The following is a 19,098-nucleotide window of genomic DNA, read 5'->3' as shown; positions in this document are numbered from 1 at the left end:
GGGCTATCTCGCCCCCCAGGCCCGGCCGGACCTGACGACCATCCTGGCCCCGCCGCCCGCCCCCGGATCGCCGCGCGCCGTGGCCGACGCCGCGGTTTTCCGCCAGACCCGCGCGCTACAGGGCACGCCCCGCTGGACGGCGGCCACCGCCGATGTCAGCGGCGAGGCCTATGACCATTTCGCCGCCGCCCTGGGCGTCCGTCTGACCGCTCAGACCGCGCCTGTCCTGACTGCGCTGCTGGAGCGGGCCGGCGAGGATCGCTCGGTGGTCGGCGTGGCCAAGACCCATTGGGGAACCAAGCGGCCCTATCTCGGCACAGACCTGCCGATCTGCGAGCCTAAGAGCGATCACCTGGCCGGCAATCCCGACTATCCGTCGGGCCACTCGGCCTTTGGCGGCCACGTCGCCATGATCCTGGCCGAGCTGGCTCCCAGCCGCGCCGACGCCCTTTACGCGCGCGGCCGCGACTACGCCGAGAGCCGTGTCGTCTGTGGTTCGCACAGCCTCAGCGCCGCCGAGGCCGGCCTGCGGTCCGGAGAGGTGATCTACGCCGCCGAGCATGCCTCGCCGCTGTTCCGCCGCGACATGGACATGGCCCGCGCCGAAGTCGCTGCGGCCTTGGGCCTGTCGCCGGATTGACATGGAGCGCCGCTAAGCAGCGGACTGCACGCTTCACGGGATCACCCATGCCTTCAATCGACCGTCGCGCCTTCCTGCTCTCCGCGACCGCCGCCCTGACCTTGCCGCCGGCCGTCGCCAAGGCCCTGGCCATCGACGCCGATGTGCGCGCCGGGACACTGAAGGACGTGGAGCACGTGGTGATCCTGATGCAGGAAAACCGCGCCTTCGATCACTACTTCGGGGTCATGAACGGCGTCCGGGGCTTTGGCGACCGCTTCCCGATCCCCGTGCCCGACAGCCCGGGCCTGCATCACAAGACGGTCTGGACGCAGGTCAACGACACCGGCAAGGGCGGGCCGCCGCTGATCTCGCCGTTCCCTTTGGACACCGTCGCCACCTTCGCCCACATGCGAGTCGAGGGCACGCCGCACAGCTGGTCCGACGCCCAGGCGGCCTGGGACGAAGGTCGCATGAACCGCTGGCCGGTCGCCAAGACCGAGCGCTGCATGGGCTATTATCGCCGGGAGGACATCCCCTTCCAGTACGCGATGGCCAACGCCTTCACCCTCTGCGACGCCTATCACTGCTCGACCCAGACCGGCACCAACACCAACCGTCTGTTCCTGTGGACCGCCACCAACGACCCGGCCGGCCAGCTGGGCGGCCCCTCGATCTCCAACAGCCACGACAGCCTCGTGGCCGATGGCGGAGCGGCCGATCCCTATCGCTGGACCACCTACGCCGAGCGGCTGCTGGCCGCCGGCGTCACCTGGCGCATCTACCAGGACATGGCCGACAATTTCACCGACAACCCGACGGCCGGGTTCAAGGCCTATCGCGACAGCCACGCCGCCCTGCCGGGATCGGATCCGCGCCTGGCGGCCCTGGCCCTGTCGACGCGCAAGCTGGACGGCCTGCGCGAGGACGTGCTGGCGGGCGCCCTGCCGCAGGTGTCGTACATCGTCGCCCCCGCCGCCGACTCCGAGCACCCTGGCCCCTCCAGCCCCGCCCAGGGCGCGGACTACACCGCCCGGGTGATCGACGCCCTGACCGCCGACCCGAAGGTCTGGGCGCGGACCGTGCTGCTGGTGATGTTCGACGAGAACGACGGCTTCTTCGACCACGTCCCGCCGCCGGCCCCGCCCTCGAAGGCCGCGGACGGAACGGTGCTGGGCGCCTCGACGGTCGACACCGCCGGTGAATATCATCTGGTGCGCAATCCCACCGAGGCCAAGGCCGAGCGCGATGAGCTGATGGGCCGCCCCTACGGCCTGGGGCCGCGCGTGCCGATGTACGTGCTGTCGCCCTGGAGTCGGGGCGGCTGGGTCAATTCCCAGGTCTTCGACCACACCTCGGTGATCCGCTTCCTGGAAACACGGTTCGGCGTGGCCGAGCCCAATATCTCGCCCTGGCGGCGGGCGGTGTGCGGCGACCTGACCACCACCTTCGACTTCAAGACTCCGAACGACACCCCCTTCGCCCAGGGCCTGCCCGCGACCAAGGTCCTGGCCGATCGCGCCGCGGCCTTGAAGGACACCACCGTGCCGCCGACCCCGGCTGCGCCGGCGGTCCCCGTTCAGGCGACAGGTCCTCGTCCCTCGCGCGCCCTGCCCTACGCTCTGCGCGTGGACGAAGGCGCCCAGGACGGCCGCCTGACCCTGACCTTCGCCAATGACGGCGCGCAGGCGGCGGTTCTTCACGTCTATGACCGCCTACGCCTCGACCAGCCGCCGCGTCGCTACACCGTCGAGCCGGGCAAGCAGGTCGACGACGCCTGGCCCGCCGGCGCCTACGACCTGTGGGCGCTGGGTCCGAACGGCTTCCACCGCCACTTCGTCGGCGCGGCCCCGGGTGAGGATCCGATCCTGCGGGTCCTGGCCTTTCCGGCCAAGGGCCTGGTCGGCCTGACCCTGAGCAATCCCGGCGGCGCGGCCAAGAGCCTGACCGCCACGCCCAGCGCCTACAAGACGGCCTTCCGGCCCTGGAAGATGGCGCTGCCGCCAGCGGGCGAGATCCGCAAGGACCTGCGCGTGAGGGCCACCGGGGGCTGGTACGACCTGTCGATCGAAGCCGACGGCTATCTGCGCCGCGTGGCCGGTCGACTGGAGATGGGCGTCGATTCCATCAGCGATCCGGCCATGGGCGGCCTGGCGATCATGGATCAGCCGTTTCGCCGGTGACGAGACCGATCTTGGTCAGGCGACCACGTCCTCGGCCATGACCGACGCCGGGGCGCGGGCGTCGCGTTTGGGACGATGGCGCAGGAAATAGACGCCGGCCAGGATCGTGCAGACGGCGCCGACGACGCTGGTCGCATAGGCGCTGGCGATAAAGAAGCCCAGCCAGTCCAGCCGCACCATGGCGAAGTTGCGCCAGACCAGCAGAGCGACGCTGCCGAGATAGCCCGAGGCGTCGGCCACGTAGATCAGGAAGCCCGCCGTGCCGATCCGGCCGCTGAAGGCGATCATCCGGTCGAACAGCATGGCGTTGAACGGCGTGTAGGCCATGTAGAGGCCGGCGCCCGTCAGGATCATCCAGGTCAAGGGCGGCAGCAGATGGGCCTGAAAGGCCAGGGTCGACAGGCCCAGCAGCAGGAAGCCGGCCAGGATGACGCCGTGCATCACAAGCAGCGCGCGCAGGTTGTCGCGGACCAGCATGACCGCGCCCATCACGCCTAGGGCGATGACGGCGACCGGCAGCTCGCTGGCGGTGAAGACGCCGGACGCCTCGCCAAAGCCCAGGGCGGTCCACAGCTCGGCGGCAAAGTTGTCGCGGAAGTCGCGAAAGGCTGTCAGCAGCACATAGGCCATCACCAGCAGCACGACGCCCGGCGCGTAAGCAGCCAAGAAGGCGCGACGCTGGGCGCGGTCCATCGGCTGGCGACGCACGCGGGCCGCTTCGTCGGCGGCGTTGGGCGGCGGCAGCTGCACCAGGGCCCAGACCGAGACCGCCAGCAGCGGCAGGAAGATCGCACCCGTGGCTGCGGGCATCCAGAACGGCGAGACGTGGAGGTCGACCATCAGCCACTTGCCGACCGATTTGACGACTCCGGACGACAGGATGAAGCTGGCGCAGAGGATGGAGCCCAGCACCTCGGAGGTGCGTCGCCCCTCCATGAAGCCGAACACCAGGCCCCAGATCATGCCCAGCGGAAGGCCGTTCAGGAACAGGGCCGCGACGTTCCAGGGCGCCGGGACGACCGCGAAGGCGAGCAAGGCCAGCCACGAGAGGCCGATCAGTCCAAGGATGGCTGCGCCGCGATGGGCCGGGGCGATCTCGGAGATGACCTTGACCCCGATCAGCTTGGAGGCCGCGTAGCCGGCGACCTGGGCCAGCACCAGGGCGATCTTGTAGTCGACGGCGAAGGTCCAACCGTCGACGGCGCCGAAGGTCGCCGCCGCGAACGGCTTGCGGAAGGCGTACATCGAGAAATAGGCGCAAAAGCCGGCCAGGCCCGCGAACAGGGTAAAGACCAGCGGATTGGCCCGCTCCAGCCAGCGTCGCGGACCCGAACTCATGGAAACGCCCCTTGTGAGGCGTGTGGTCTATACCAACCAGATGGCGTTTCGATGACAGGGCGACGTCGCCGAGACGAGCGCTTGAACGCGGCGGGCGACCGACGACCGGTCAGCGCACGCGGATGTCGACGCTGATCTTCAAGGCGTCATGACGCCAGTGTTCGCGGTCGAACTCGACCACCCTGCCCTGGGCGTCGTAGCAGGTGCGGACCAGGCTCAGTCCCGGCAGGCCAGACTTGACCCGCAAAGCCTCGGCCACATCGCCGGTCAGGGCGCAGGGTTGCATGTCGACCTTGTTGCGCGCGACGCCGATGCCGTAGACCTGCTTCAGGAGGCTGGTCAGCGAGCCGTCGAGGTCATGCTCCACCAGGCCCGGGGCCAGGGAGGCGTCGACGACGATGCTCTCGATCAGAACGGCTCGGCCGTCGACCAGGCGCCGGCGGCGGATCCAGTACAGCGGCGCGCCGACGGGGCGCGAAAAGATCTGGGCCATCACGCCGTCGCAGGCGATCTCGACCTTGCTGAGAGTCTCGGTCTCCGGCCGCCGTCCCTGCGCTTCGACATAGGACATGAAGCCTTCCCAGCGGGTCGGGTCGTAAACCACCGGCGGCGGTGAAACATACCAGCCGCTGCGGTCCTTGCGATAGATGACCCCTTCGGCCTCCAGCTGGAACAGCGCCTCGCGGATGGTGCCGCGCGCCACGCCGCCGCCGACCTGCAACTGGCGCTCGGACGGCAGGCGCTCGCCTGGCTTGAACTCGCCGCCGGCGATGCGCGCGGCGATGTCGTCACGCACGCCAATGTACTGGAGACCGTCAAGCTGCTGCATCGGAAGACCTGGCCGGCGATCGAATCCCGCCATGCGCGAGGATGGGAGGGGGCTCGTCCGGGGTCAAGGAACTGGATCAGACCACCGACGGCCTGGGCCGGATTCAGCCAAGGCTTCACGAAAGTTTCGTCTTCGCCCTTTGCAATCTGGTCTATACCAAATCGAATTCGAGAGGTGAGCCATGTCGACTGACCGCCGCGCTTTTCTGCGTTCCGCCGCCGCTGGGGCCGCCGCCGGCCTGCTGCCGGCCACAGTGGCCAGGGCCATGGCCATCCCGGCGCGTCGCCGCACCGGCACGATCATGGACGTCGAGCACGTGGTGATCTTCATGCAGGAGAACCGCGCCTTCGATCACTATTTCGGCGCGCTGAACGGCGTGCGGGGGCTGGGCGATCCGCGGCCGCAACGCCTGCCCGGCGGCGCCTCGGTATGGCGCCAGCCGAGCACCGAGCATCCCGACGGCTTCGTCGCCCCCTTCTACGGCGACTCCAAGACCACCAACGCCTACACGGTCGACGGTGCGGACCAGGGCCACCAGGCGGCGATCACCATCGTCAACGGCGGTCGCTACGACCAGTGGGGCCACAGCGGCGAGCTGCATAAGCGGATGGTCTACTACAAGGCCTCGGACCTGCCCTTCTACCACGCTCTGGCCAGCGCTTTCACGATCTGCGACGCCTATCACTGCTCGACCCTGACCCAGACCTATCCGAACCGCTTGCACCTTTGGACGGGCTGCAACGGCGGCGGCAAGGTCGGCGGCGATCCGGAGATGAGCAACTACGGCGAGGACGAGACGCCCAGCGCCGACATGGCCACGGACAAGGCCATGGCCAACGGACCGCATGGCTGGACGACCTATGCCGAGCGCCTGCAAGCCGCCGGGGTCAGCTGGAAAGTCTACCAAGAATACGACAATTTCGGCGACAATATCCTGTCGGTGTTCAAGCCGTTCCGGCCGTGCGCGAAGGACTCGCCGCTGTATGAGCGCGGCCGCTCATGGGTGTCCGAAGGCAAGACGGGCGCGGACCGCACGCGTTCGGACGGCGAGCAGCTGGTCGCGGCCTTCCGCGCCGACGTCGCCGCCGACAGCCTGCCGCAGGTGTCGTGGATCGTCACCGCCGCCGACCTCTCCGAACACCCCCAGGCCGAACCCTCGAAGGGCGAGCATGTCTGCGCCGAGCTGATCAAGGCCCTGGTCGACCACCCCGAGGTGTTCGCCAAGACCGTGTTCATCGTCAACTACGACGAAGCCGGCGGCTTCTACGACCACATGCAGCCGCCGATGCCGCCGCTGACGCCCGAGCAGGGCTGGAGCTCGGTGTCGGTCGCGGGCGAGGCCAAGGACTACGGCCCGGCCAAGGTCGCCAATCCGGGCGCTCATCCGCTGGGCCTGGGCATCCGCGTGCCGGCCATCATCGTCTCGCCGTGGAGCCGGGGCGGCTTCGTCTGCTCGGAGGTGTTCGACCACACCTCCACCCTGCGTTTCCTGGAGAAGCGCTTCGGGGTGCGCGAGGACAATATCAGCGACTGGCGCCGGACGGTCTGCGGCGACCTGACCTCGGCCTTCGACTTCGCCACACCGAACCAGGACTGGACGGCCCTGACCCTGCCGGCCACCGCCGACTACATGCAGCGGGTGTCCCGATCCAAGGCCGCGCCCAGCTTGCGGATCCCGGCGACGCAGGGGCCGTCCGCCCAGGACGGACCGCAGCGCGGGGCGCGCGCCCTGCCCTATATCCTGGCGGCCGACGCCCGCGTGGCGGACGGGGCGCTGTGGATCGACCTGGTCAACGCCGGCCGCGCGGGCGCGGTGTTCCAGGTGTTCGACAACACCGACCGCGACGCCCCCTGGCGCTTCACCCTGGCGGCCGGACAAAGCTACGCGGCCGGGCATTGGAACAAGACCGTTCGCAACCCGGGGCCCTACGACCTGACCGTCCACGGTCCCAGCGGCTTCTACCGCCGCTTCGCGGGCGACACCTCAAGGGTGCAGCCGATCGTGACCGTCGCCGGCGACGCCCGCTCGCGCCTGGTCGTCCGCCTGGCGGGCGCCGGCCTGGCGACCCTGAGCATGGCCGAGGACTATCCGTTGGCCGAAGGCGAAGCTCGCCAGACCCTGATGTTGAAGCCCAAGGCCGTTGTCCGCTCGGTGTGGGACCTGCGCGGCAGCGATCATTGGTACGACCTGACCCTGACCCTGGCGGACGATCCCTCCTTCACCCAGCGCCTGGCCGGCCATATCGAAACCGGCCGCGCCAGCCGCACCGACCCGGGCATCGGCCGGATGCGCCTGTAAGGTCGTTCACCCGATCCCTGTTCCAATTCAACATCTTGCATGGATATTCTATGACTTCTCGTCCTACGGCCGATGCTTTCGTGGCCGAGCTTGCCGACCTCTTCGCCCAACTGGGCGGCCTCCACTATGGCGAGGACGTCACCCAACTGGAGCATGCGCTGCAGACGGCGCACCATGCCAAGGCCGACGGCGCGCCGCGCGCCCTGGTCGCCGCCGCCCTGCTGCACGATGTCGGCCACCTGATGCAGAAGGTCGGCGAGAACGCGGCCGATCTCGGCGTCGACACCCGCCACGAGCACATCAGCGCCGGCTATCTGGCCCGCGCCTTCGGCCCGGCGGTCACCGAGCCGATCCGCCTGCATGTGGCGGCCAAGCGCTATCGGGTCGCCGTCGATCCCGTCTATCTGCAGCGTCTTAGCAAAGCCTCGTTGCAAAGCCTGGCCTTGCAGGGCGGTCCGATGAGCGCCGACGAGATCGAGGACTTCCTGGCCGATCCCTGGGCCCAGGCGGCCCTGCAACTGCGCGGCTACGACGAAGCCGGCAAGGCGCCCGACGCCGAGGTCGCCGGCTTCGAGACCTATCATGACCTTCTCCGCGACCTGATCGAGCCCGAGGGAGAGGCCCTCTAGCGGGGCGTCTCGCCCCGTTCGATCCGCGCCTCGATATCCGCCAACACCGGCCCCAGATCCGCAACGCTCTCGACCACATAGTGCGCGCCGGCTTCGCGCAGCGCCTTGGAGGACATCTCGATCCGCGCGGCGCGCTCGGCGACGGGCAGCCTTGTCAGCGCCTCCTGCTCCAGACCAACGCCATTGCCTGAGGCGGACAGGCCGATCGTCCAGGCCCCGGCCTCCAGCCCCTCGCCAATGCCGACGACGGCGTCGTCGACCTTGACGCAGGCCCGCGCCGGCCAGGCGCCAAGCGCGACCAGCGCCTTCCACATCATCAGCGGTGACGGCCGACCCTGGGCCGTCTCGCCGGCGCAGACCACGATGTCGGGCGCGTAGCCCTGGCTGGCGGCCAGCGGCAGGATGTCAGCCATCATCGGGCGGGTGTAACCGGTGGTGGAGCCGATCTTGACGCCGCGGCCCCGCAGATCGGCCACCAGCGCCGCGGCGCCGGGGATCAGCATGGCGTGGTCGCGGGCCGCGACGCGCATCCGCGGCTCGACGGCGTCGTGCAGGTGGTCGACATCGGCTTCGGTCGAGGCCGCGCCATGGCGCGCGCGCCAGGCGGCGGCGATGCGCGGCATGGCCAGCAGCGCGCGCACATGGTCGCGCTTGGCCTTGCCCATGTCGGCTCGCGCCTCGCTCTCGGTGAGCTCGATCCCCGCCTCGGCGAAAACCTCGCGCAGGGCCTTGACCGGCGCGCGGCAACCGAAGTCGATCATGGTGCCGGCCCAGTCGAAGACGACGGCCTGGATAGGGCTTTGGGTCACGCGGCGGCTCCGGGCTGGGGTAGGTCATGGAGGTCGGCCAACACCTCCTCGGCGAGGCCAAAGGCCGTCGAGGCTCCTGTGCCGCCGGTCACCACCACCAAGCGCACGCCGGGCATGGGCGTCTCGACCAGACTATGGCCGGCCGCCGAGGCGTAGGTGCCGGTCCAGCGCTCCAGCACCGCCGGCGGCGCCTGGCCGAACACCTGGGCGAACTCGTCGAGGATCAGGGCGTCGACGTCGTCGCGGGCGAACGGATCGGGCGTGACGGCGTAGTGGTGGCTGTCGCCGACCACCAGCGAGCCGTCGGCGCTCTGCACCACGATCAGGTGAACGCCGTGCTCCAGGTGAGCGGCCTGCTCGGCGCGCAGTCGCGCCAGCAGCGGCGCGGCTTGCGGCAGGTCGGCATAGCCCTGGTAGCGGACGAGGCCGAGGTCCGACATCACCGGCGCGGGCAGCCGCCAGCCCGGATCGGCCAGGCGCAGCATCTGCAGCTTGCAGCGCGTCACGCCGGCGCGGGCGAAGCTGTCAGGAAACAGGGTGGCCAGATCGTCGCCCGGACAGACGACGATGCGCTCGGCGCGAACCGCGCCAGCCGAGGTCTCCAGGCGTCCGGTCTCGACGCCGAGCACGGCGACGCCACGCAGGATGACGACGCCGTGGGCTGTCTCCAGCCAGGCGGCCAGGCGCGGAATGGCGGTGCGTGATTCGATGCGCAGATCGACGCCGCTGGTCAGGCCGCCCAGCACCTGGCCCCGTCCCGGCAGGCGGTCGCCCAGATCGACCGCGTCGCGCCAGGCGCAACCTTCGGCCATCTCGGTCTCGAGAAAGGCCTCCAGTACGGCCCTGGCCTCGGGACGGCGCGCGACCATGGTCAGGCCGCGCTGCAGCACCTCGATCCCGGCCGGGCCGGCGATCTCGTTCCAGACCTGGGCCGACCGTCGGGCGCGCCGCCACACCTCGCCCCGGGCCTGGCCGGTGACGGTTGCGAAGCCGAAGTTACGCACCGACGCCCCGTTGGCCTGGGCGTCACGATCGACGACCACGACCCGCTTGCCGAGGCGCGCGGCGGCCAGGGCGTGGGCCAGGCCCACGACGCCCGCGCCGACCACGGCGAGATCGAAATGCTGTTCCAGATTCGTCATCCTTCTCGCGGGTCCGGTCTTACGATGTCGTCCGCGACCAAGTGCTGCAGAACGCGCTTTTCGAGCACCAGCAGCGCACTGGCCTGGTTGGTGCGCATGATCAGCCCGTCGGCCATCGGCTTGGCGGCCTGGTGCACGGCGCCGGCCAGGCGCAGGAACTCCGGCCGAGCCCGTCCGCCGACGCCATGCAGCGCACAGAGCTGGCGCCAGTCGAACACGAAGCTCTCCAGCAGCAGGCTGAACCGCGCAGCGCGCGCCTTGGCTTCGGCGGTGTCCGTCGCGACCGTCAGTTCCGTGCGCAGATCATCGACCAGCAACTGCACTTCGGCCGCGGGCATCACCGCCGAGCGCTGGTCGCCCTCGGTGAGGAGCTGCGCGCTGACGCCGGGGTCCCAGGCAACTGTCCGCCACTGCTCGCGCGGCGGCGCCTGACCGCAGGCGAACCGCCAGAACGCCGCCGTGCCGGTGGTGTCGGCGACGAGATGGATACGCGCCTCGCTGGCCTTGTTCTCCACATGGTGCCGGCGCCAGTTGTCGAAGATCCAAGCCTCGCCCGCGGCCATGTGCACCGATTGCCCGTCGCAGTGGAAGCGCACTTGCGGCTGCGTGAAGACCGGGATGTGCAGCCGCACCCGCGTATGCCAGTGGTAGTTGATGTCGGCATGCTCGGGCACGCCCGCGCCCGGCGCCAGGCGCATCAACCGCGAGCGGCTCCAGACCACGCCAAAACCCGCGAGCATCTGACTTAGGTAAGGCATGGCCTCCAGCCAGGGCGTCTGCTGCATCTGTCCGTGGACGGAATCGGTCTCGGCCCCGCCGGCGCTGATCAACCGCGCCGCGCTGTTGCCAGGCAGTTGGTCCGGGTGTGAGACCCAGGCCTGCGCCGGCAAGGCCGCGACCTCCGCCTGCAGGCGCGCCACGTCGAACAGCACGGGGAGTTGGAAGAAGGGACGCGACAGCCGCATGGGTCAGTCCCTGTAGCCGGTCAAGGCGTCGCCCAGCGCGTTCTCGAGCGGCGCGAGCCAGGGCGCGTAGTGCTCCCACTGCGTAAGCCCTTCGCGGCCGATGGGCCGGCGCACCTGCTCGGAACTGGGGGTGCGTATGCTGCGGCGGGTCTGGTGGAAGCTCAGGCAGGCCGGCTCGAACGGCAGCCCGCAATGGTCGAGCATGCGCCGCACGCCGCCTTCCAGGTCCTCGACCAGGTCCTCGTACCCCATCCTCAACACCCTTCCTGGCAACACCTCGTCCCAGTGCCGCATGAGGTCGAGATAGACGCGATAGTGACGGGCGATATCATCGACGCCGTAGCTGAATTCCTGGTTGGTCGTGCCGAACAACTGCTTGAGGTTGCTGAAGCAGCAGGCCATGGGTTCGCGCCGCACATCGATGATGATCGATCGCGGCAGGATCAGATGGATCAGGCCGACGTGCCAGAAGTTGTTCGGCATCTTGTCGATGAAGTACGGCCTGGCCAGCCGGCGATAGACCTGGGTCTCGGCCAGGAAGCGCTCGCCGAGCCGGCGTACATCGGCGGCGGTCAGGCTCAGCAAGGCTTCGGGGGCGAGCGGAAGGCCGCAATCGGGATCGCGGCCGCACAGCTCGCCGGCGTAGCGACCGATTTCGGTCAACTCCTGGGCGCCCTCCACCTGCGAATGAGAAGCCAGGATCTGTTCGATCAACGTCGAGCCCGAACGCGGCAAGCCAAGGATGAAGATCGGCGCAGGATCGGCCACGCCCCAGCCGGCGCGTGCGGCCAAGACATCCGCGGTGAACACCTGCTTCAGGCGCGGGACGCAGGCTTCGGCGACGTCCGAGCGATAGCGGCCGGCGGCGCGCCGCACCGCATTGCCCCGCTCGTAGCATCGCCACGAGGCTTCGTAGTCGCCTCGGTCCTCCAGCGCCTTGCCCAGCGCGAAACACAGGTAGACGCGGTCCATGTCCTGGATGTCGGGCCAGGCCTCCGCGATCCGCATTCGCGCGACATCGTCGTCGGTGAAGCGATAGGTCTTGAGGTTGGCGAGGCTGAACCAGGCCACGCCGTAGTCCGGCCGCGCCGTCAGGGAGGCGCGATAGTCCTCGACGGCTTCCTGCCCCCTGCCCGTGATCTTCAGGGCGTTCGCCCGCCACAGACGCAGCTCGGCGACTTCGCCCCCCGACTGAACCTGGCCAGCCAAGAGCCTCTCATAGAGATCGATCACCGGCTCGTGGTCGCCCAGGCCGACGCAGGCCGCGCCGTACTGCTTGAGGTATTCGCGATTGTCCGGGTCGTGCGCGAGCAGGCGTTCGGCCTCCTGTCGCGCCAGCAGATGCTTTTGCCGCTGCAAGAGCACCATCGCGTAGTCGAGCCGCGCCGCATGATAGTCCGGCGCGCGATCGAGAACCGATTTCAGCAACATCTCGGCCTCGTCGAGCGCGTCGCACTCCGTGCGAATCCGCGCCAGCAGGCGCAGCGCGCCCACATTGTCGCCATCCTCGTGCAGGTACTCCCGGAGGATATCCTCCGCCGGCGTCAAGTCGCCGTCGGCGAACAGGCTGTTGGCCACCACCACCTCCGGCGGCAACTGCTTGAGCATAGCCACCTGCCTGGCCGCCGCGGCCGCCTGGGCGCCGTCGCCAAGCCTGCGGTAAAGCTGCTCCAGCATGTCCCAGCTGGCCGGCAGCGTCGGGTTGATGTCCACCGCCGTCCGCAGGGCGCCGATCGCGGCCGGCGCATCGCCCAGCACCACGTGACAGTGGCCGCGTTCCTGATGGAGGCGGCTGAAACGCGGATGCAGCGCCTGCAGCCGCGCCAGGGCGGCCAGCGCCTCGGGGATGAGTTTGCGGGCGCGCAGGTCCTTGGCCTCCTGCAACAAGGCGTCGCGATCGCCGACAGAGACGCTCATCGCGCCACGCCGGCCCGCAGGAACGGCTCCAGCCAGTCCGGTTCCGGCTGGTCGGCGTCGTAATATTCGAAGATCAGGTGGATGCGATCGGTGTCGCCGTCGTTGCGCACCCAGTGCGGGCCAAGATTGTTCACCTCCACGGCCTCGCCCGCCGGGAAGTGGTGTTCGGCGCCGCCGAAAAAGCACACCACGCCGGGATGGGTCGACACCGGCACGTGGATCTTGTGCGGCCACTTGGCCGCGGGGTTGGCGTCGATGTGCGGATGGATCACCCCGCCCGGCGGCATCCTCGCCAGCATCACCCGCGGGAACACCCCGCGAGCATAGCCGTAGCCGCGGACGGCCTGGTCCAGCACCGGTTTCAGCAGGCCGCGCCATTGGGGCCAGGCCGGGCGATCGTGCGAACCGCGCCAGTCGCGGGGGCTATCGATGAAGCGGAAGACGATGTGGCGAGTCGCGTCCAACACCTCGAACCGGTTCGGCTTGCCGGCGTTCTCGCTGTCCCAAACGTCTTCGGGGGTGGCCAGCACCGCCGCCCGCAGGGCGGTGATGTCGACCGGGCCGAGCTTGCGGACGCCCGTGGTCTTGCGCGGATTGGCGACGGGCTCGGCGCTCATCGTGGGCCTTCGAAGCCGTAGCCGAACAGCTCCAGATCCTGGGCGTAGCGCGCGGCGACGCCGTCGATCAGGGCCTGGTCGTAGTATTGGCGATAGTCGCCGTGCCGGCTGTCGTTGACGCGGTCGAGCCGGCGCGAGGGGATGCCGATGCGCGTGCAGATCGCATCGTATGAGCCCTGCATGTCCTCGACGTGACCGACCGTGTCGGCGAGCAAGGTGCAGCCGTCTTCGTCCACCAGCAGCGAAGCTTGAGGCTGGAACAGGATGTGGTGTTCCGGCGGCTCGCCGAACAGAAAGTGACGCATGACCTCGCGAGGCTGTCGCTGGAAGACATCGCCGCCGCGCAGCATGAAGGCGCAGTAGGAGACGAAACGGTCGAACGGATTGCGCACGAAGGCGAACTTGAAATAGCCGCCGAAGACGTCCTCGCCGAGATGGGGCCGCACCTGTCCCAGAGACAGATGACCATGGCGGATCGCCGCCAGGTCCGCCCACGGGAAGCGCTTGTCGACGAACAGCCCCACCTGCTCGACGTCCTCGTCGCCCAGATGCTCGCGCAGGGCCTGCCGCACCGAATGGGTGCCGGTCTTGGGCACGGCGGCGAAGACGAAACGGTGGCGGTGGGAGATGATCATGGTTTCTGGACACACGAAAGGGACGCCCCTCCCCTGGAGGAGGAGGGGCGCCTGTCGAACTCGTCTTAGAACTTGTAGCTGAGCCCCATCATGTAGGTCGTGCCGCTCTGGGTCTGGTTGTACAGATAGCGGTTCTGCCCCCAGAACTGGGTGTCCTTCTGGTTGGTCAGATTGACCGCGTTCAGCGAGACCTGGAGCGTGTCGGTGAGGTTCAGGAAGGCCGAGGCGTCCACATAGGTCGATCCCTCGAAGCCTCGCGTGCTGGCGCTCATGACATCGTCGCTGCGCCCGGTGTACCAGCGGTCGCGGTGGCTCATGGAACCCCTCAGACCCCAGTCGTCGGTCTCATAGTAGAGCGTGACGTTGTAGCTGGTCTTGGAGATTCCGGTCAGCTCTGGCGGGGTGTCGACATAGGTGTAGTTGGCCACGACCCCCAGATTGTCGAACGGCGCCGGCAGGAAGGAAAACTGGCTCTGCGCCGCCAATTCCACGCCCGTCAGCTTCTTGGTGCCGGCGATGTTGATTGGCATCGAGAACTCATCGACGATGGTGCTCCCCGTCGCGCCCGGGATCGTGCTGAACGGAACGCCCGTCTGGCTGAAGGGAATTTTGTAGACGGTCGGCGAGTCGATGAAGTTCTTGATGCTCTTCTGGAACACGCTGGCCGAAAGCAGACCCACCTTGCCGAAATAGTACTCGACCGACACGTCCAACGTGGTGTCCTTAAAGGGCTTGAGATTGGGATTGCCACGCGACGCCGTGATCTCGCCGGTGTCCTCGTTCTTGAAGGCGCTGCCCTCGGCCGCCATCGACCCCAGGCTCGGACGGTTCAGGTTCTGCGTGGCGGAGAAGCGCACCAGCACCTCCGGCGTCAGTTCCAGCACCGTGTTCAGGGCCGGCAGCACGCCCTCATAGCTGCCTTCCACGTCCGTGGTGCCGAGATAGGCGTAGCTGTCGCCCTGGATCCAGCCGGTGCTGTGCGTATCGGTCTGGTAGCCACGCAGGCCGATATTGCCGCGGAAGCGCTTGCCGAACAGGTCGTGGTCCCAATCCAGCTGCACGTACTCGGAGATGGTCTCCTCCGAGGTCTCGTACACGTTCTCGATGTCCTGGAGAGCGCCGCCGGTTCCATCCGTGTTGGGCCCGAAACGGTGGTATTCCTTGTACTTCGCGAAGGCCTTGTCGTAGTCGCCGATCAGCCACGAACCGGCGTCGTTCTTGAACACCGAGGTGATGTCGGCGACGGACGTGCCGCGGGTCTTGGACCGGGTTCCGTTGACGTTGTCGTCATAGAAGACGTCCCGGCCGCCTTGCGTGAACCTGTGGTAGGCGACGCCTGCCCGCAGCGTCAGGGTGTCGTTCAGTTCATAGCGCGCGTTCAGCACGCCTTCCCGCAGCTCCGACTGATTGTTGAAGCCGCGATAGTAGAAGGAATCCATGGCGTAGTTGGCCGGGTTGGTGGGATCCCAGCCCGGATACTGGAACGAAGCCGATTGGCCGTCCGCGCCGTAGTTGGCGATCAGGTTGCCCTTGGCGCGCATGTACAGCTTGTCGTCATAGGGGGTCTTGTAGGTCGACTTCTCGTAGCCGACGTGGCCATCGATCGTCAGGCGATCGGAGGCGTCCCACTTGCCGGTCAACGCCAGCTGGTTGAAGCGGTTCTTGTTCAGCGACCGCCGATGCTCGCTGCCGAAGGTCGTGCCGGTCACGTTGGTCATGGTGACGTAGTCGTTGCTGTCCCACGCCAGGTCGTTGATCACCGATCCCTTCTGGAACATGGCCGGCCAGACGCCCCCGGCAGGGGTGTCGAGGGTGGTGGAGCCCAGCCCTTCGATCGGCCGCGTGGCGAGGTGCATTTCATCGCGATGCGTGGTGAATTGGCCATACAGCCCGTCGAGCGTCAGCAGCAGATTGTCGACCGGCTTCCACTGCAGCGCGGTCGTCACGCCGAGGCGCTCCTGCTTGGCGTTCCAGGAGGAGACGCGGTTGCCGTCCGCGAAATACAGGCCACCGGCCAGGAACTTGGCCTGTTTCGCGGCGCTCAGGTGGGAGATGTCCAGCCCCGCTGCGACCAGATCGTAGGCGTCACCCTTGGGGTTTGCTGGATCTGCATAGTCGGTCGCGCCCAATTTGCTGTAATTGTAGGTATTGCGGCCCTGCTCCGTGGTTTCGCGCTTGCCATAGGCCACCGAAACCAGGGCCCCGAACCGGTTGTCCCAATTACGGCTGAACAGGGCGGCGACGCGCGGCTGGGTGTCCTTGGTGTATTGGTTGGTGCCCAGCTTCAACGACACCGCGCCCTTGGAGCCCGGCGCGTAGTCGAAGGGCTTGCCGGTGAACAGGCCGACCGTGCCGGCCATGCCGCCCTCCTTCTGCGCCGCCTGGAAGGTCTTCTCGACCTCGACGCGCGAGAACAGTTCCGAGGCGAAGATGTTGAAGTCGAAGGCGCGGTCGCGCGAACGCTGGCCGCGGCTATCCTGGGCGGAGTCGACATTGCCCAGCACTTCCATGCCATTGAGCTGCACGCGGCTGAAATCGGGACCCAGGCCACGCAGCGAGATGCGACGGCCCTCGCCCGCCTCGCGGTTGATCTGCACGCCCGGCAAGCGCTGCAGCGATTCGGCCAGGTTCAGTTCCGGGAACTTCGCCATGTCTTCGGCGACGATCACGTCCTTCTGGATGACCGAATCCCGCTTGATGTCGCGCGCGTCGCTCAGCGACTTCCGGAAGCCGGTGACGACCACCTCGTCGACCAAATCGCTGGACGCCGGCTCACCGGCCTGCTGCGCGTGAGCTATCGATGAACTGGCGCCGACGACGAGCACCGAGGCTGTGGCCAGCAAAAAGTGCTTGAGGTTCTGACGCATGGTCCGAACGGAATATGGCTTCGACATAGGAGCTCCCCTGCCCTAACTGGTATGGACCAGATGCTTAGAGCAGCTTGCGGCAACATCTCCGTGACAGTCTCCGCTCGGGGCGCAGAAAATCGATCGTGGCGTGACGGCGCCCCCGCTGCGTCATCGACTCAAAGACCTGACCTCGCCCGCCAATGGCGAACTTCGCGCTATAAACTTCGTGTTTGCTGCCGGTCGGGGGTTCGTAAGTCGCCGGAGAAGAATGCCAAGGGGAGACGCGCGACGCCGACATCATGCGGACGTCGACGCCGAGCGGCGACTGGGCCGGCAGCGTCACGCAAACGCGAGGCGTGATTTTTCGATTGCGGCAAACAATCTGCCGTTTGGACTATACCAAATGAGGTTCAAGAAAAACGACGACGCCGCGGTTCGGCTGATTTGGCGCGCCTGAATATCGGATCCATCAATCGGCGATAAAGCGGTAGCCGACGCCGGGCTCGGTCTCGATGATCTTGGGATGGGCCGGATCGATCTCCAGCTTCTGGCGCAGTTGGCCGATGAAGACGCGCAGATATTGCGTGTCGGCGGCGTGGGCGGGGCCCCAGACGGCGACCAGCAGGTCCTTGTGGGTCAGCAGCTTGCCGTGCCCGACCGCCAGGCGGGCCAGCAGCTCGTATTCCTTGGGCGAGACCTTGACGACCGTCCCGGCGCGGGTGACGCGGCGCTTGTCCAGATCGATCTCGACCTCGCCGGACCGGATCGGGCCGGGCGGCGCCTTGGCGGCGGTCGTCTGGCGCAGCGCAACCCGAAGACGCGCCAACAACTCCCCGACACCAAAGGGTTTTTCGACATAATCATTGGCGCCGCGATCCAGCGCCTCGATCTTCTCGGCCTCGCGGTCCCGGGCCGACAGGATGACGATCGGGCCGTCATAGAAGGCCCGGGCCTTGGTCAGCACCTCCTTGCCGTCCATGTCGGGCAGGCCCAGGTCCAGCACCACGGCGTCGGGTGCCCACAGGGCGATGCCGCGCAGGCCCTCCTGGCCGCTGTCGGCGCGCAGGGGCTCGTAACCGGCCGCATCCATGGCCGGGGCCAGGAACCGATGGATCTGCGGCTCGTCGTCGATGATCAGGATGCGTTGGCGTAGGCCGGCGGGCGGAGGGGAAGACATCAGACGCTCATAGCAGATGATGCGGCGTGGCGACGGTCTTGGGCAGACTGATCAGAATTCGCGTGCCCTTGCCGTCGTGGATCGGACTGGCGGCGGCGATGCGGCCGCCCATGGCGTCGATGAAGCCCTTGGCGATCGACAGGCCCAAGCCCGCGCCCTGGTGGCGATCGGTCGGCTCCTCCATGCGCCGAAACTTCTCGAACACCTGCTCCAGCTCGGCGGTCGGAATGCCCCTGCCCTCGTCCTCGATGCTGACGACGACATTGGCGCGGTCCTCGTAGGCGGCCATCTCGATCGTCGTGCCGGCGGGGCTGTAGGCGATGGCGTTCTCCAGGATATTGACCACGGCCTGCTCCAGCAGGCTGGAATCGACGCGCACCGCGCTTAGTTCGGGCGGAAAGTCCCGGACCAGGGCGCGGTCGCCGAGTCGGCGCGACACCCGGTCGGCGGCCGCGGCCAGAACGTCGCGCACGTCAGTCCAGTCGGTACGCAGCCTCAGGGCGCCGCCCTCCAGCCGGGTCATGTCCAGCAGGTTGCCGACATAGCGGTTCAAACGTTCGGCCTCCTCGCGGATGCTGAGCAGGAGGTCGTCGCGCACCGCCGCGCTTATGCCCTTGCCGTAGTCGATCAGGGTGGTCGAGGCGCCCAGCACGGTCGACAGCGGCGTGCGCAGGTCGTGGCTGATCGAATTGAGCAAGGCCGAGCGAAAGCGGTCGGCGCGGCGCAGGGTCTCGGTCTCGACCGCCTCAGTGGCCAACTCCGCCCGCTCCAGGGCCACCGCGCCCTGCTCGAGCAAAGCCAGCAACAGCCGCTCGTCTTCGGAGCCGGCGGTGGTCGCCCCGGCCTCGACGCCGACCACCCCGGCCCGCGAGCGCACGCCCTCCAATGGCCAGAAGGTCCAGGGGGTCTGGGGCAAGGTGCCGGTGCCAAAGCCCGCGGCCTCGCCCCTCTCCCAGGCCCAACGCGCGGCGGCCATCGGCGCGGCGTCCAGATCCTCCAGCGTCGGGGCTCCGGCCGCCGGCCTCAGCTCGCCATCGGTCGGCAACAGCACCAGGGCCTTGGCGCCGACCGCCGCGGCGGTCTGTTCGGC

General features: G+C 68.1%; 15 protein-coding genes. 4 read left to right on the top strand and 11 right to left on the bottom strand.

Annotated elements, in window-relative coordinates:
• Nucleotides 1-640: acid phosphatase (locus tag WAL33_RS19215; RefSeq protein WP_422183335.1), on the top strand; the 640-nt coding region annotated here is incomplete at its 5' end.
• 47 nt (nucleotides 641-687) lie between these two features.
• Nucleotides 688-2,802: a phosphocholine-specific phospholipase C gene (locus WAL33_RS19210; protein WP_422183334.1), complete on the top strand. Its 2,115-nt coding sequence runs from the start codon at nucleotides 688-690 to the stop codon at nucleotides 2,800-2,802.
• Nucleotides 2,803-2,817: 15 nt separating this feature from the next.
• Here WAL33_RS19210 and WAL33_RS19205 read toward each other — a convergent pair whose 3' ends face one another.
• Nucleotides 2,818-4,140, bottom strand: a complete 1,323-nt coding sequence (locus WAL33_RS19205; RefSeq protein WP_422183332.1) for a DUF5690 family protein — start codon at nucleotides 4,138-4,140, stop codon at nucleotides 2,818-2,820.
• Nucleotides 4,141-4,249: 109 nt separating this feature from the next.
• Nucleotides 4,250-4,969: a UTRA domain-containing protein gene (locus WAL33_RS19200; protein ID WP_422183330.1), complete on the bottom strand. Its 720-nt coding sequence runs from the start codon at nucleotides 4,967-4,969 to the stop codon at nucleotides 4,250-4,252.
• Between the two features lie 181 nt (nucleotides 4,970-5,150).
• On the opposite strand from WAL33_RS19200, the gene WAL33_RS19195 reads away from it, so the two are divergent.
• Together WAL33_RS19195 and WAL33_RS19190 are read left to right on the top strand one after the other, a co-directional pair.
• Nucleotides 5,151-7,268, top strand: a complete 2,118-nt coding sequence (locus WAL33_RS19195) for a phosphocholine-specific phospholipase C (protein ID WP_422183328.1) — start codon at nucleotides 5,151-5,153, stop codon at nucleotides 7,266-7,268.
• 50 nt (nucleotides 7,269-7,318) lie between these two features.
• Complete coding sequence (locus tag WAL33_RS19190) at nucleotides 7,319-7,897, top strand: HD domain-containing protein (RefSeq protein ID WP_422183326.1); 579 nt, start codon at nucleotides 7,319-7,321, stop codon at nucleotides 7,895-7,897.
• On the opposite strand, the gene phnX is transcribed toward WAL33_RS19190, so the two are convergent.
• The 9 genes from phnX to WAL33_RS19145 all read right to left on the bottom strand — a co-directional run.
• Nucleotides 7,894-8,706, bottom strand: a complete 813-nt coding sequence (gene phnX / locus WAL33_RS19185) for a phosphonoacetaldehyde hydrolase (protein ID WP_422183325.1) — start codon at nucleotides 8,704-8,706, stop codon at nucleotides 7,894-7,896. The two genes, WAL33_RS19190 and phnX, sit on opposite strands and share 4 nt — an antisense overlap.
• Complete coding sequence (locus WAL33_RS19180; protein ID WP_422183324.1) at nucleotides 8,703-9,848, bottom strand: TIGR03364 family FAD-dependent oxidoreductase; 1,146 nt, start codon at nucleotides 9,846-9,848, stop codon at nucleotides 8,703-8,705. Before WAL33_RS19180 ends, phnX begins: the two co-directional genes overlap by 4 nt.
• The gene (locus WAL33_RS19175; protein ID WP_422183323.1) at nucleotides 9,845-10,813 is read right to left on the bottom strand and encodes an aspartyl/asparaginyl beta-hydroxylase domain-containing protein; all 969 of its coding nucleotides are present in this window, start codon (nucleotides 10,811-10,813) and stop codon (nucleotides 9,845-9,847) included. The genes WAL33_RS19180 and WAL33_RS19175 overlap by 4 nt, the downstream gene beginning before the upstream one ends.
• Nucleotides 10,814-10,816: 3 nt before the next feature.
• Entirely contained in the window at nucleotides 10,817-12,730 is a 1,914-nt protein-coding gene (locus WAL33_RS19170; protein WP_422183321.1) for a tetratricopeptide repeat-containing sulfotransferase family protein, read from the bottom strand.
• A complete protein-coding gene (locus WAL33_RS19165) occupies nucleotides 12,727-13,347 on the bottom strand; it encodes an aspartyl/asparaginyl beta-hydroxylase domain-containing protein (RefSeq protein WP_422183320.1) in 621 nt (206 codons plus the stop codon). Before WAL33_RS19165 ends, WAL33_RS19170 begins: the two co-directional genes overlap by 4 nt.
• Nucleotides 13,344-13,982 (bottom strand): sulfotransferase family 2 domain-containing protein, encoded by a 639-nt coding sequence (locus WAL33_RS19160; protein ID WP_422183318.1) that lies wholly within the window; start codon nucleotides 13,980-13,982, stop codon nucleotides 13,344-13,346. The genes WAL33_RS19165 and WAL33_RS19160 overlap by 4 nt, the downstream gene beginning before the upstream one ends.
• A 65-nt stretch (nucleotides 13,983-14,047) precedes the next feature.
• Entirely contained in the window at nucleotides 14,048-16,876 is a 2,829-nt protein-coding gene (locus tag WAL33_RS19155; RefSeq protein WP_422183316.1) for a TonB-dependent receptor, read from the bottom strand.
• Between the two features lie 424 nt (nucleotides 16,877-17,300).
• Complete coding sequence (locus WAL33_RS19150; RefSeq protein WP_422183314.1) at nucleotides 17,301-18,008, bottom strand: response regulator; 708 nt, start codon at nucleotides 18,006-18,008, stop codon at nucleotides 17,301-17,303.
• 7 nt (nucleotides 18,009-18,015) lie between these two features.
• Nucleotides 18,016-19,098 (bottom strand): sensor histidine kinase (locus tag WAL33_RS19145; protein ID WP_422183312.1); only part of this gene is annotated, 1,083 nt, incomplete at its 5' end.

It is taken from the genome of Caulobacter sp., assembly GCF_049283275.1.
Lineage (GTDB): Bacteria > Pseudomonadota > Alphaproteobacteria > Caulobacterales > Caulobacteraceae > Caulobacter.
Note: the sequence above shows the minus strand (reverse complement) of the source record. Positions and strands in the feature narration are given on the sequence as shown.

Excerpts from the sequence above, each read along its gene's own strand:
- WAL33_RS19155 (WP_422183316.1), bottom strand. The coding sequence starts at position 16,876 with ATGTCGAAGCCATATTCCGTTCGGACCATGCGTCAGAACCTCAAGCAC.
- WAL33_RS19165 (WP_422183320.1), bottom strand. The coding sequence starts at position 13,347 with ATGAGCGCCGAGCCCGTCGCCAATCCGCGCAAGACCACGGGCGTCCGC.
- WAL33_RS19200 (WP_422183330.1), bottom strand. The coding sequence starts at position 4,969 with ATGCAGCAGCTTGACGGTCTCCAGTACATTGGCGTGCGTGACGACATC.
- WAL33_RS19190 (WP_422183326.1), top strand. The coding sequence starts at position 7,319 with ATGACTTCTCGTCCTACGGCCGATGCTTTCGTGGCCGAGCTTGCCGAC.
- WAL33_RS19195 (WP_422183328.1), top strand. The coding sequence starts at position 5,151 with ATGTCGACTGACCGCCGCGCTTTTCTGCGTTCCGCCGCCGCTGGGGCC.
- WAL33_RS19210 (WP_422183334.1), top strand. The coding sequence starts at position 688 with ATGCCTTCAATCGACCGTCGCGCCTTCCTGCTCTCCGCGACCGCCGCC.
- WAL33_RS19180 (WP_422183324.1), bottom strand. The coding sequence starts at position 9,848 with ATGACGAATCTGGAACAGCATTTCGATCTCGCCGTGGTCGGCGCGGGC.
- WAL33_RS19170 (WP_422183321.1), bottom strand. The coding sequence starts at position 12,730 with ATGAGCGTCTCTGTCGGCGATCGCGACGCCTTGTTGCAGGAGGCCAAG.
- WAL33_RS19160 (WP_422183318.1), bottom strand. The coding sequence starts at position 13,982 with ATGATCATCTCCCACCGCCACCGTTTCGTCTTCGCCGCCGTGCCCAAG.
- WAL33_RS19205 (WP_422183332.1), bottom strand. The coding sequence starts at position 4,140 with ATGAGTTCGGGTCCGCGACGCTGGCTGGAGCGGGCCAATCCGCTGGTC.
- WAL33_RS19150 (WP_422183314.1), bottom strand. The coding sequence starts at position 18,008 with ATGTCTTCCCCTCCGCCCGCCGGCCTACGCCAACGCATCCTGATCATC.
- WAL33_RS19175 (WP_422183323.1), bottom strand. The coding sequence starts at position 10,813 with ATGCGGCTGTCGCGTCCCTTCTTCCAACTCCCCGTGCTGTTCGACGTG.